This is a genomic window from Flavobacterium sp. FlaQc-49, from assembly GCF_044005985.1.
GTDB classification, from domain to species: Bacteria; Bacteroidota; Bacteroidia; order Flavobacteriales; family Flavobacteriaceae; genus Flavobacterium; species Flavobacterium cupriresistens.
The window spans coordinates 194122-207633 of the sequence record NZ_JBIPCS010000005.1; the positions used below are offsets into that span (position 1 = coordinate 194122).

The following is a 13512-nucleotide window of genomic DNA, read 5'->3' on the forward strand; positions in this document are numbered from 1 at the left end:
AATTGATAAGTATAAAAAATAGTAATGAGGGAACTAAAATAACAGCGGGCAATTAAAATTTTATTTGCGACCATTTCGTAGCATTCAATGGCGAAACCCTGCTTAAAACATCCGTTAAATCGGTGATAGGAATACTGGGACCGCCCGAAAAGATTGAAACAATCTCATCTGATTTGGCATCAAAAAATATCCGGGTTAAAAAAGCGTTCGGTTTAACCGAATTTACTTTTGCAATAAGCAGTATAGAAGACTTTATCTTCTCTTTTGCTGCTTTTAAATCCTGGTTCATAGTATCCAGACCTGAGTGGTATAAAGCCCAAGTTTGTCTTAAATCACTGTAAGTAGGAGAAAGCATGTCATTTATCAAAAAATAACGGTTTTGCACACCGTCTGACTGACTCCATCCTTTATAACCGCCTTGTTGCGCAACGTTTGCTATATTCTGAGCTGTTTCCAGATAAGAACTTCCTGCACCCATCTGAAACGTATCGGCATCTATTCCTAAAATCATAAAACTGTAAAAGGAAACTAAAGAAACTAAATTAGATTCAAAATTAGTCGGATTAAATAATAAAGGCTCGTATTCAGTATAACTGAAACTAAAATCTTTATCGTTATAATTAAAAATCGGAGAGGAATAAGTCGAATTATAGACCATTCTTGAAGCCTGAATTTGAATTGTTCCTGAATACTGATTGGAATTATACGATGACAGCGTAATATACATCGAACAATTGATGCGTTCGTTTTGTTTCAAAACAGATCCGGCCCAATCGGTTTTATTTACGAATTCAGACAAAGCGGTCTCAAGCGTTTTGAAAACCTGTTGATTTGGAGTTGCAAGTCTTTCCGTATTTATAGTTACAGTACAATTTAACTGCTGCGCCTGCGAAAAGCCAAAAATCAAAAATACCAGAATAGTAACTATTTTTTTACACATACGAACATAATATTTGCTTTTAGCGAAATAGACTAGCGCTAATTTTTAATTCCGTTTTCGATTTAAAATCAATAGTGCTGTTTATGAAAAATGTGAAATCACTTTATTCAAAATATCAGCAGCCACTAATTCTTTTGATTTTAATTCCATCGGCTCAATTTTAAAATTTCTATCAATAAAAGTAATTTTATTGGTTTCTTTCTTAAAACCGGCACCTTCGTCTTGTAAGGAATTTAAAACAATCAAATCTAAGTTTTTTTTCTGAATTTTCAACTTAGCATTCTCAATTTCATTTTCAGTTTCTAATGCAAATCCAATCAAATATTGATTTTTCTTAGTATTGCCAAGTGATAATAAAATATCTTTTGTTTTCTCGAGTTCAATCGAAAATTCATCCGCTGCTTTTTTTATTTTCTGTGAGGCTACTACTTTTGGCTTGTAATCGGCAACTGCTGCTGCTGCAACAGCCACATCAACATCGTCAAAATATAGATGACAAGCATCGTACATTTCTTGTGCTGATACGACACTTACAACTTTGATCGAAGTGTTTTTTGCTTTAAAATGGGTTGGTCCCGAAACTAAAACAACACTAGCTCCTAAATCTGCCGCTGCATTTGCAATATCAAACCCCATTTTTCCTGAAGAATGATTTCCTATAAAACGCACAGGATCTATTGCTTCGTATGTTGGTCCTGCAGTAATTAGTATTTTTTTTCCTTTTAAAGGCAATTTGCTCTCTAAATCAGCTTCAAGAAATGCGATTATGTTCTCAGGTTCAGCCATTCTTCCTTCACCGGAAAGACCACTGGCCAATTCTCCGTTTTCTGCAGGAATCATAGTATTCCCAAATTGCTTTAAAGCGGTAAAACTCGCAATTGTAGAAGGGTGTTTGTACATGTCCAAATCCATTGCCGGAGCAAAGTAAACAGGGCATTTAGCCGATAAATAAGCCGCAATCAAAAGATTGTCACAGTTACCGGTTGTCATTTTAGATAATGTATTGGCGGTTGCCGGAGCAATAAGCATTAAATCAGCCCAAAGTGCTAATTCGACATGATTGTTCCAAACAGCATCTTCATCATCCTGATTAAAAAAATTGGAATGTACAGGATTTTTGGATAGTGTAGATAACGTAAGTGGTGTTACAAAATCCTTAGAAGCAGGTGTCATTATCACTTGGACATGTGCACCTGCTTTTATAAAAAGTCGTACTAATGATGCTGTTTTATACGCTGCAATTCCACCGGAAACTCCCAGTAAAATTTTCTTTCCGTTTAAAACTGACATTATACTATTATTTGTTTGTACCTCTGTGGTATGTTTTACCGTCTAACCATTCTTGAACAGCTAAAGCGTGTGGTTTAGGTAATTTTTCGTAAAATTTAGATACTTCAATTTGCTCTTTATTTTCAAAAACTTCCTCAAGACTGTCATTGTAAGTAGCAAACTCTTCTAACTTCTCAGTTAATTCTTTTTTGATTTCAGAATTAATCTGATTTGCTCTTTTAGCCATAATGGTAATTGCCTCATACACATTTCCTGTTGGCTCTTCAATAACTGTTTTATTGTAAGTTATTGTATTTACAGGAGCATTCGTCTTTTTTAAATCCATGACTTTATTTTATTTAGTAAATTTTTGTAAATCTGTTTCAACTCTGGCATTCATTTCTTCAGCCTTCACTTTGTATTTGGTATCGCTCTTAAACTTAATTAAGTTACCATACGCCACCTTTGCCACATTTAAACGTTCCTGCATTTTTGCCGGAATACTGTTTATTGCCAATTTGTATGCAGAATCATATTTATAGAACAATGCATCTTCTTTAAAAGGTGTTCCCGGAAAATCAGCAATAAAATTATCAAAAGCGATTAAAGCTGATTTATAATCTGAAATCAAATTATATCCTTTGGCATTTTCGTATGCTTTTTTCTCTAGTTTTCCATTTAAAACTTTCACTGCATCATTTGCCTGACCAATGTATTCTGAATTCGGGTAATTATCAATAAAAGCTTGTAATTTCTCTAATCCTTTTGCTGTATCAGTCTGATCTAAACTGTAAACAGGTGATAATTTTGAATAACTGTAAGCCCCAAGAAAAGCAGCTTCCTGCACTTTCTCGCTTCGTGGGTAACCCGAAACAAAACTTTCAAACTGGTAACCTGCCAAATAATATTGTTTGGTCTTATAATACGACTGAGAAAACATGTAAAACAGTTTTTCAGCCTGAGGTTTACCTCTATACGTAGGTGCCAATTGTTCAAAAAGACGAATTGCCTTTGAATATTTGCCAGCATCATACATTTTTGTTGCTACTTCAAACTTTGCTGCAACATCTTCATTTTTTAATGCTTTTTGGTAATCACTACAAGAACAAAAAAGGGCAACAACAATTAATAGAGATACTATTTTTTTCATTTTATTACTTTTATTATGATTACTCAGACAATTGTGCCAAAGCAAAATCACACCGAAGTTCCGGTGGCAAATTTAGTTATTAATTTAGCTACTACAAAATATTTTTTTGGTATAATAAAATACCGTTAATCCTGCTCTACTTTAATGCTTTTTTTAACAAATTCATTCAACCTGTTTGCCAGTTCATCGTCTACCGTTACCAATGGCAAACGCACTGTGTTCTCAGCAATACCAAGGGCTTTGAATACTTGTTTGATTCCGGCAGGATTTCCCTGTTCGAAAATCATATCAATACAATCGGATAAAAAGTACTGCGTCTTAAAAGCTTCATTTACTTTTTTATTCAATCCTAAACGGATCATTTCTGAAAATTCTTTTGGAAAACCTTGCCCAATTACAGAAATTACTCCTGCTCCACCGGCCAAAACGATTGGCAAAGCAATCATATCATCTCCTGAAATTACAAGAAAATCTTTCGGTGCATTTTTTATCAGCTGCATGGCTTGCACTACATCTCCTGCTGCTTCTTTTATGGCTACTATATTTTCAAAATCATTTGCCAGACGCACTACTGTTGCCGGCAACATATTACTTGACGTTCTTCCCGGTACATTATACAATATCACAGGTATAGGAGAAGCTTCGGCTATTGCTTTAAAATGCTGGTAAATACCTTCTTGTGTCGGTTTATTATAATAAGGAGAAACAGAAAGAATAGCTTCAAATGCAGAAAAATCTCTGGTCTTTAATTCCTCAACCAGTTGCATGGTATTATTACCTCCAACACCCAGTACAAGAGGCAATCTTCCTTTATTATATTCTACAACTGCATCTATAACCAATTCTTTTTCTGCTTGCGTCAAGGTAGCATTTTCTGCTGTAGTCCCCATAACAACAAGATACTCAACTCCTCCATCGATCGAAAAATTTACGATTCGTTGTAATGCTTCAAAATCAATTGAAAAGTCTTTTTTAAATGGAGTTACCAGAGCAACACCGGTTCCTATTAATGATTGCATATTCTACTTTATAATTTATTTAATGTTCTTTAAATACCTAAACAATTCGAAAACGAAAAGTTTATAATTTTCCAGGGTGGTATCTATCATCCATCGGTTTAATTCTTTATCGACGGATGTAAAACCAACTTTAAATTTTGCTTTTGACTTCGCCGTTATCAACATCAAAATCGTTTTCTCGATGTCGTAATAACTAATCAAAAGATCAAATTCTGTCTCGATAAATTCAGTTAAAAAATCTGTTTCAATCTCCCCTTTCCAATTGATGTGTTTTCTACCAAATGTGGGTCTTGAGTACGTTTTTTTCTCCTTAAATTTATCTCTATACACTACAATTTTTATGTTATCGGGGTTGATTCCATTCAAGACAAGCTCTTTTATCAGCTCTTTTGAATGCTTAAACTTAGTCTCATCAACCAGTAAACCAATTGTTTGTATAGCACTTGTAAAGACTTCATTTTTTACGCTACGCAAGTTATTTTTTAACGATTTTTTTATAAAAAATTCCTTTATGTAATTTAAAAACATAGTACATTTACGAGATTACAAAATTAATTATTTAAGTCGCATTTAAGATGGTAAAACTAAAAAAGTATAACGGGTTTTTAAAACTTTTTGTTATATTCTTAACACTTTTTTTTATAACTTCTTGTAGCAAGAACTACAATTTAACGAAGATAGAAGGGAAACAACTTCCTATAACCGAGAAAGCTCCACAAACTCCGGAAATCGAAACTTTTATTACTCCCTATCGCAATAATATCAATAAAGATTTGGACAGCATTTTAGCTTATTGCCCTGAAACACTGGAAAAAAGTACCGGAAAATGGCAAACCAGCATTGGTAATCTAATTGCTGATGTCTGCTTAAAAAGAGGGAATACCGTTTTTAATGCTCGTGAGAAAAAAGATATCGATTTGTGTTTTTTAAATCATGGTGGAATCCGTGCTATATTACCAAAAGGGAATGTTACCAAAAGAACAGCTTTTGAAATTATGCCTTTTGAAAACAATCTGGTGGTTCTGGCTCTAAAAGGAGAACAACTCGTAGCAATGACCTCTTATATTATTAAGGAGAAAAAACCGCATCCTTTGGCAGGAATGACTTTTACAATCTCTAAAGACAATACACCAAAAAACATACTTGTTCAGGGAAAACCGCTTGATACCAACAAAACGTATTATGTTGCTACCAATGATTACCTTGCAAATGGCGGAGATAACATGAACTTTTTCTTAAAAACTACTCAGAAATTTGATTTGAATTACAAACTTCGAAATGTACTGATTGATTACTTTAAGGAAGTAGACACGATTCCGGTGGCGAAAGACATTAGAATAACAGAAGAATAACTCCATTTAAATTACAATTACACTCAGCGTCCAGCTAAAAAATATACCAATGAAAAGAAGAGAATTTATCGAAAAAACGGCTGCCAGTACTGCTTTATTAAGCTTAGGTTTATCATTAAGCAGTTTTGAATCCAACGATATTAAACACTTAACTGTTTTACACACCAACGATGTGCACAGTCACATCGACCCTTTTCCGGCTGATGATCCGCGTAATGCAAATAAAGGTGGTGTATCTCGCAGAGCGGCTCTTATAGAAACCATTCGCAAAGAAAATCCAAATGTGCTTTTATTGGATGCCGGCGATATTTTTCAAGGAACCCCGTATTTTAACTATTATGGAGGTGAACTTGAATTTAAGCTCATGAGTATGATGAAATACGATGCTTCAACGATCGGAAATCATGATTTCGACAACGGACTTGATGGTTTACATGCTCAAATGCCTCATGCCAGTTTTGATTTTATTTGTTCTAATTACGATTTTAAAAACACCGTAATGAACGGGCTTATAAAACCGTATAAAATTTTTCACAAAAACGGAATTAAAGTAGGCGTTTTTGGTGTTGGAATTGAGCTTGCCGGCTTAGTTGACAAACAAATGTACCAAGAGACCATCTACAACAATCCTGTTGAAATTGCTCAGGACATGACCCAATTATTAAAAAAAGAAGAGAAATGTGATTTAGTCATCTGCCTTTCTCATTTGGGTTACGAATATAAAAATGATCCCTCAAGAATCTGCGATTTAAAGCTGGCGCAATTAACTCAGGATATTGATTTAATTATTGGCGGACATACGCATACTTTTCTGGACAAACCGACTGTTGTAAAAAACAAAATCGGAACAGAAGTATTGGTAAATCAAGTTGGTTGCTACGGAATTAACTTAGGCCGAATTGATTTCTACTTTGACAAAGACAAAGCACACAGCAATCAAGGAAGGTCTATTATTGTGTAATTACCTTTTATTTGATTCCTAAAATACAAAGACTAAGACATGATCGTAAACAGGCATTCTAAAATTGGATTGTTTGGAAATAGAAAACCAAATAATACAAAAGGACTTTTTTTATTTGATTTTAATACTCAGGAAAAAAAATACTTAGCTGATTTTCCGGAATGGGAGCCCCAAAACATCTCAATTGACGGAAAAAGGATTGCCATTACCAGAACTTCGTCAAACACCAGAGCTTACAGAACGGATTTAGTAATTACAGATCATGAAAATGAAACTGTATTACTAAATACCGACAATTATTGTATTTATGACGTTGAGTTTAATGCTAAAGGAAATAAAATTATAATCGTCGCAAGCAAAAAGAAACCCTTTTGTTATGATTTGTCACTCCAGCAAATTACCGCCGAATTACCCAAACAAATAAGAACCTATAAAGGAGATCTAGATCCTGAAAATGATACTTTTCTTGCGCCTTGTGAGAATACTAAAGATACTTGTTATTTATTCGATTTTGCTACCGGTAAGACTGAATCGATTAAATTTGGTACCAAAGCAATGATAAGCCGAATAAAATTTTCGGTCGATTTCACTTTTATTTATCTGATCACCGAAACAAACGTTTTGTACTGCTTTGATCGCGATTACAAAATAAAGTGGTACAAAGATTTTAACTACTTAGGAAAAGATGGAGGAAGAATAAACTCTTCTGATATATTTCAAACAGAAAATGGACAACTTTTAGCCGTTTACGCTTCTTCTACTGAATCCAATAGTTGGGGAGCAGAATATGTGGTGGATGCTACCAATGGAGAAATTGTAAACCAAATTGAAGCGTATCAATTTCGTGGAGGGTTCTCAAGTGATTTTTTCGAAAATAAGGTGTTGCTTTACACCCACAACACAATTGATTTAATTACCGGTAAAGTATCTGAAAATCCTGTGATCTAAAGTTAAACGAAATTTTGTCTACCTAAAAAGTTTATCTGATTTTCTTTTGAATTTTAATCTTTTCCAGAAAATATTCTACCATAAAGTAGTACGCCATAATTTGCGTGGCATCCCGGATTATCACTAAAACAATGGAATGCGAAAAACTTTGATTGAATACGTAAAACACATCGGAGAACATAAAACTAATCGTCATTAATGACATTAGCAAGGCGATATGGGTTCCTTTTGTGATATAACTTGCAAACGAAAAATAGCTCACAAACCCCAAAACAACGCCATAAATAGTATACAGAATAATAAACTTCTTCATGTTATAAAACTGTAGGTTTAGTATAGAAACCAACAGATAAACCAGAAATATAACAATTATACCGATTGGCAAAACATCTTTTCTGGTTAGTTTCAATTTTTCGTGTTCCCGTACAAAAATCATTAAAAGCAAGATATAAACAATCAAAAAGCTCAGTACGCCGCCAATTTCAGAAGCTTCAATCGCCATGATTTCGAAGACCTGGCCTATAAAACAGAATAGAAAAATTAAACTTTCTATCTTACCGATTCTAAAATCACTACTAATCAGAAAATAAATAAAAATAGCCGGCAGAACGATTGATTTCGTATAGATTACCAAGAAATCCTGTTCCATACAATCAAAAATGATCGTAAAGAGTAAGGCAAGAAAAAACAAAATCAAAGACGGTTTATTCGCTTTCATTTAATTTGTTTATAAAATCTTCTTCGGACAATATTGGAATATTTAACTTATTCGCTTTTTCTAATTTGGCTGGTCCCATATTATCTCCTGCCACCACAAAATCTGTTTTGGCAGAGATCGAACTTCCTACTTTTCCTCCGTTATCCTCGATCGCTTTCTTTAATTCATCGCGCGAAAATTGAGTAAAAACACCTGATACTACAAATGTTTTTCCTGCGAATTTATCAGTAGCATTCGGATTTACTTTTTCGACAATTTCAAATTGAACGCCTTTATTTTTCAAACGATCAATTATACTTTGGTTTTCCTCATTCTCAAAAAACTCAATAACACTTTTTGCAATTCTTTCGCCAATTTCATCCACCAAAATCAAATCCATTAAAGAAGCTTGGGCTAATGCATCAATATTCTTGTAATGTTTGGCTAGTTTTTTTGCTACTGTCTCTCCAACAAAACGAATTCCTAAAGCAAACAAGACACTCTCGAACGGAATCTCTTTTGATTTTTGAACTCCATTTACCAGATTTTCAGCCGATTTTTGTGCCATTCTTTCCAAAGGCAAAATTTGCGCTACGGTCAATTCATACAAATCGGCATAATTATGTACCAATCCGTTATTAAAAAGCAAAGCAACCGTTTCACCTCCAAGACCTTCAATATCCATCGCTTTTCTTGAAATATAATGCTGAATACGTCCGATAATCTGCGGCGGACATCCATAAAAATTAGGGCAATAGTGATTGGCTTCTCCTTCGTTTCTGACCAACTCGGTCTGACACTCCGGACAGTGTGTTATATAGTGTGTAATTGCTGAGTTTTCAGGACGTTTTTCTAAATCTACAGCAATGATTTTAGGAATAATTTCACCCCCTTTTTCAACAAAAACGGTATCGTTAATTCTAATATCTAATTTCTCAATCTGATCTGCATTATGCAAAGAAGCTCTTTTTACAACGGTTCCTGCCAATTGAACAGGTTCTAAGTTTGCCACGGGTGTAATTGCTCCTGTACGCCCTACCTGATAGGAGATTGAATTTAATTTCGTTGAAACTTGTTCTGATTTGAATTTATAGGCAATAGCCCAGCGTGGTGATTTTGCTGTATAACCTAATTCTTCCTGATGCTGAATACTGTTTACTTTTATTACTACACCATCTGTTTCATAAGGCAGTTCGTGACGATGAACGTCCCAATAATCAATAAAATCAAAAACTTCTTGCAGATTATGAACTAATTTGGCTTCATTTGGTACTTTAAAGCCCCATTTTCGGGCTGATTCCAATCCATCATACTGAGAGGAAAAAGGCAGATTATTACCGGTTACAAAATACAATAGGCATTCTAACGGACGTTTGGCGACCTCAGCACTGTCCTGCAATTTTAAGCTTCCCGAAGCTGTATTTCTCGGGTTGGAATAAGGTGTTTCACCTATTTCGATTAATTCCTGGTTCATTTTTTCAAAACCGGCATAAGGAAGTATAATTTCTCCGCGGATATCAAATCGATCCGGGTAATTTCCTTTTAGCTGTAACGGAATTGATTTTATGGTTTTAATATTGTTCGTTACATCATCTCCCTGAAAACCATCACCACGTGTTAAAGCCTGAGTCAGTTTTCCGTTTTCGTACGTAATGCTTATCGAAGCACCATCGTACTTTAGTTCGCAGGTATATTGCAAATCAACATTGCCCAGTACTTTCTGGATTCGGTTTTGCCAATCTTCCAAATCGTCTTTGGAGTAGGAATTGTCCAGAGAATACATTCGGTATTGATGTGCAATTGTTTTAAAATTCTTGGTAACCGTACCTCCTACTCGCTGCGTTGGTGAATTTTCGTCAAAAAACTCCGGATTCTTATTTTCTAAGTCCTGAAGCTCTTTTAATTTGATGTCAAATTCATAATCCGAAATTGTAGCATTATCAAGTACATAATAATTGTAATTGTGCTGATTAAGTTCGTTTCGTAACGTTTGAATGGTCTCTTGAATACTCATAAAATACTAAAATGATACAGATTGGAATGTTGTTTAACTGTACCTCAAAATTAGGATTATTTTTATTGAAAAACATCAAAAAATGAAAGTTTTAAAAAACCAAAAATCAGGTTGTAAATTCATACAACCTGATTTCCTTCATGTCCATCATTCTTAAAAAAAGAATTAATAAAAACCAACTTCCAATGGTATCTTCGTGTTGCACTTTTAAGCTTCTGATCAAACCACCAGAGCCGGAATACAAAACTATTTCTGGATAATGATAAAGTCAGAACGTCTGTTTAATAAATGCTCTGCTTCTGAACATTTTACCCCATTTTTACATCTGTTAATTAGTCTGCTTTCCCCATACCCTATCGCACTTTCTATTCTGGAAGCATCAATCCCTTGAGAAACAATATAATCACGGGTTGATTTGGCTCTTTTATCTGAAAGCACCATATTATAAGCATCCTTTCCGCGAGAATCGGTATGAGATTCTATCTTGATTCGGATGTTTGGAAATTTTTGCATGATAAAAACAACCTTAGTTAGCTCTTCGATAGCCAGAGGTGTAATATCGTACTTATCATAATCAAAATAAATTGGTTTTACGTCCACTTTTTCAACTCCTTTTTTCTTTACCACTAAGTCATCGTAATTACTAAGTTCAAAATTGACATCTTTGATTTCGCCTCCGTTTACCTTGGTAGTTTCTACTGTTTTTTCATCACTACTGTAGTTCATCTTTGCCGCAATCATTTTAATCACTTTCCCACAAGGAACTTCTATTGCATATTTGCCCTCATAGTTGGTTTTTGTTTCGCCCAGAACTTCGCTATAGGAATTGTAAGCCATAATTACAACGTCTTCCAGTGGCAATTTGGTTTTTCTGTCGACTGCCATACCGGATATCGATTGATTGCAAATTGGTTTTCCTTTTTCAAAAGCGTAAATATCGTCGTCTCCTTTACCGCCGTCTCTATTGGAAGAAATATAGCCCAATTCGCCGGCCTTATCAATTATAAAAGAAAAATCATCTTTGTTACTGTTTATTGGCGCTCCTAAATTTCGGGGTGTCGTAAAACTTCCATCAGACAACATTTTGCTTTCATAAATATCTAAATCTCCCCAACCATAATGCCCGTCTGAAGAAAAATAAAGGACTCCGTTTCTGAAAAAAGGAAAAACTTCATTCCCAATTGTATTGATTTTTGGTCCTAAATTCACAGGAGAACTCATGGTTCCGTCGGCTGCAATTTTCACATAATACAAATCTGTTTCACCAAATCCGTTCGGCATGTCTGACGCAAAGAAGAGCAACTGTCCGTCATCACTTAAAGAAGGGTGTCCAACGGAATACTCTTCACTGTCAAAAAACACTTTTTGCGGATTTTCGAGTTTATTATCTACTATTTTTCCTTCGACAATTTGAAAATTGTTGATTTTGTTTTCATCTACAACCAGTTTGTTTTTCTTTACAATATTTGTCGAATAGTAAATGGTTTTCCCGCTACTGTCAAAGGTAGCTGTCGCCTCATGGTATTTAGTCATTACGTTTGCCAGAAACACTGTTTCGTTAAACAAACTACCATCGGCAGGATTTCTGTCGGCCAAATACAAATTCAGGAAAGGCTGATTGTTCCAGGTGTATAACTTATCTCCGAATTTTGTTGTGTCTCGGGCAGAAGAGAATACAATTTTATCTACAAAATAGGTAGCTCCAAAATCAGATTTACTGGTGTTAATATCTAAATTTCTAATTTGATAAAGAGATTTCGTTTTAGCTAAACTATCCATTTGGGTTTTCTGAGCGACATAGCGATTGATCTCTTTTTGATCTCCTTTTTTATTTAAATATTCTTTTGTGACCCTATCTGCCTCGTCATAATCCATAACTGCTTTCATAGATTGAATGTAACGCAGGTAATAGATATCTGTTAAATTATTGCCTTGCACTTCGTATAACTTCCTGTACCATTTGAGTGCATTCCTTGAATCGGAATTGAAGTAATACGAATCAGCAGCATTCTTTAACGTTTGTGCTGAAGGACTTTTTATGTTTTGTAAACACTCCTCATAGGCTTTTGAAGCATCTAAATAGGAAAAGTTTTTAAACAATGCGTCCGCTTTCTTTAAATTCGTTTGAGCAAAACTAACCGTAAAACTCACGAATAAACCTAGGATATACAATTTTTTCATAAGCCTCATATTTAGAAGAATCTTGGGGATTTGATTTTACTTTGATTTTTAGTAAACTGGTAACGCAGAATGAATTCATGTGTACCATCGTTGTACTTATTTAACTGGCTGACCGTATAATCGAAAGCATATCCGAGGTAAAAACTTTTTGTTATTTGAAAACCTGCCAAGATACTAACGGAATCATCCGTTCTGTAGGCACCTCCAATTACAAATTTTTCCGCAATCATAAAATTCGCCGACACATCAGCAGTAAGTGGAGCTCCATTTACTGCTTTTACTAAAAATGCCGGTTTAAATTTTAAATTTGGACTTAAGTCAAATACATATCCTCCCATTAAATAATAATGCAAGCGATCATAATCTATTGATTCTTGTACATCATCATAATAATCATTCTGAATGAAGCTTGGAACTGAAAACCCAACATACCATTTGTCGGTGTAATAATAAATTCCCGCTCCAACTGCCAGTTTCATCTGGTTACTAATGTTTTGATTTAGCAAAACATCATTCTCATCATAAAATCTCCCTTTAGACCAATCTATATCCAACATTCTAAAACCTGCTTTTAAACCAAATGCTAATCTTTTTTCATAACCAAGTGGCAATGAATAAGAGAAGTTTCCATCCAGATACAATTCGCTTGAAGGACCAATTTTGTCGTTTACGACACTTAGTCCCAGACCAATTTTCTCATTTCGGAGTGGTGTGTGAGCAGAAAACGATTGTGTTTCCGGAGCACCGGAAATTCCAACCCATTGAGAACGATGTAAAAGTGTTGCTTCTAAAGTTCCGGTAGATCCGGCATAAGCCGGATTTATCGCCATAGTGTTGTACATGTATTGCGTGTACTGTGGATCCTGTTGTGCGCTGGCACAAAATGTAATAAAAGAACATATTAGAATGAAATACGTTTCTAATAATTTTATATATAGTTTCATAACGATACTTATTTAGTTAATTAATTAGATGATTAAT

The 13512-nt window shown here is 34.6% G+C and carries 13 protein-coding genes; 3 read left to right on the top strand and 10 right to left on the bottom strand.

Annotated elements, in window-relative coordinates; translation table 11 throughout:
- Window positions 1-52 precede the first annotated feature (52 nt).
- The 6 genes from ACHRV3_RS12875 to ACHRV3_RS12900 form a co-directional block, all read right to left on the bottom strand.
- Window positions 53-940 carry a DUF4835 family protein gene (locus tag ACHRV3_RS12875; RefSeq protein WP_395426097.1) on the bottom strand — a complete coding sequence of 296 codons (888 nt, stop codon included), beginning with the start codon at window positions 938-940 and terminating at the stop codon, window positions 53-55.
- An 81-nt stretch (window positions 941-1021) separates the two neighbouring features.
- Complete coding sequence (gene coaBC / locus ACHRV3_RS12880) at window positions 1022-2230, bottom strand: bifunctional phosphopantothenoylcysteine decarboxylase/phosphopantothenate--cysteine ligase CoaBC (protein ID WP_395434963.1); 1209 nt, start codon at window positions 2228-2230, stop codon at window positions 1022-1024.
- 7 nt (window positions 2231-2237) lie between these two features.
- Entirely contained in the window at window positions 2238-2555 is a 318-nt protein-coding gene (locus ACHRV3_RS12885) for a DNA-directed RNA polymerase subunit omega (protein WP_047779281.1), read from the bottom strand.
- 9 nt (window positions 2556-2564) lie between these two features.
- On the bottom strand, window positions 2565-3359 hold the full coding sequence (locus ACHRV3_RS12890; RefSeq protein ID WP_047779280.1) for an outer membrane protein assembly factor BamD: 795 nt from the start codon (window positions 3357-3359) through the stop codon (window positions 2565-2567).
- 125 nt (window positions 3360-3484) lie between these two features.
- Window positions 3485-4378: a 4-hydroxy-tetrahydrodipicolinate synthase gene (gene dapA, locus ACHRV3_RS12895; RefSeq protein ID WP_047779279.1), complete on the bottom strand. Its 894-nt coding sequence runs from the start codon at window positions 4376-4378 to the stop codon at window positions 3485-3487.
- 15 nt (window positions 4379-4393) lie between these two features.
- Window positions 4394-4906: a DUF6913 domain-containing protein gene (locus ACHRV3_RS12900; protein WP_395434964.1), complete on the bottom strand. Its 513-nt coding sequence runs from the start codon at window positions 4904-4906 to the stop codon at window positions 4394-4396.
- Between the two features lie 47 nt (window positions 4907-4953).
- On the opposite strand from ACHRV3_RS12900, the gene ACHRV3_RS12905 reads away from it, so the two are divergent.
- Genes ACHRV3_RS12905 through ACHRV3_RS12915 form a run of 3 tightly spaced genes read left to right on the top strand, consistent with a single transcriptional unit; the run spans window position 4954 to window position 7639 of the window.
- A complete protein-coding gene (locus ACHRV3_RS12905) occupies window positions 4954-5730 on the top strand; it encodes a 5'-nucleotidase C-terminal domain-containing protein (RefSeq protein WP_395434965.1) in 777 nt (258 codons plus the stop codon).
- A gap of 49 nt (window positions 5731-5779) precedes the next feature.
- Entirely contained in the window at window positions 5780-6691 is a 912-nt protein-coding gene (locus ACHRV3_RS12910; RefSeq protein ID WP_047779276.1) for a bifunctional UDP-sugar hydrolase/5'-nucleotidase, read from the top strand.
- 39 nt (window positions 6692-6730) lie between these two features.
- A complete protein-coding gene (locus ACHRV3_RS12915; RefSeq protein ID WP_395434966.1) occupies window positions 6731-7639 on the top strand; it encodes a hypothetical protein in 909 nt (302 codons plus the stop codon).
- Window positions 7640-7670: 31 nt separating this feature from the next.
- Here ACHRV3_RS12915 and ACHRV3_RS12920 read toward each other — a convergent pair whose 3' ends face one another.
- From ACHRV3_RS12920 to ACHRV3_RS12935, 4 genes are all read right to left on the bottom strand, one after another.
- Window positions 7671-8357, bottom strand: coding sequence for a lysoplasmalogenase family protein (locus ACHRV3_RS12920; protein WP_047779274.1), 687 nt, complete (start codon window positions 8355-8357; stop codon window positions 7671-7673).
- Window positions 8344-10350, bottom strand: a complete 2007-nt coding sequence (gene ligA / locus ACHRV3_RS12925; RefSeq protein ID WP_395434967.1) for an NAD-dependent DNA ligase LigA — start codon at window positions 10348-10350, stop codon at window positions 8344-8346. The genes ACHRV3_RS12920 and ligA overlap by 14 nt, the downstream gene beginning before the upstream one ends.
- Before the next feature lie 246 nt (window positions 10351-10596).
- Window positions 10597-12531: an OmpA family protein gene (locus ACHRV3_RS12930; RefSeq protein ID WP_395434968.1), complete on the bottom strand. Its 1935-nt coding sequence runs from the start codon at window positions 12529-12531 to the stop codon at window positions 10597-10599.
- A gap of 11 nt (window positions 12532-12542) precedes the next feature.
- The gene (locus tag ACHRV3_RS12935; RefSeq protein ID WP_047779272.1) at window positions 12543-13475 is read right to left on the bottom strand and encodes a type IX secretion system membrane protein PorP/SprF; all 933 of its coding nucleotides are present in this window, start codon (window positions 13473-13475) and stop codon (window positions 12543-12545) included.
- Window positions 13476-13512: the final 37 nt, after the last annotated feature.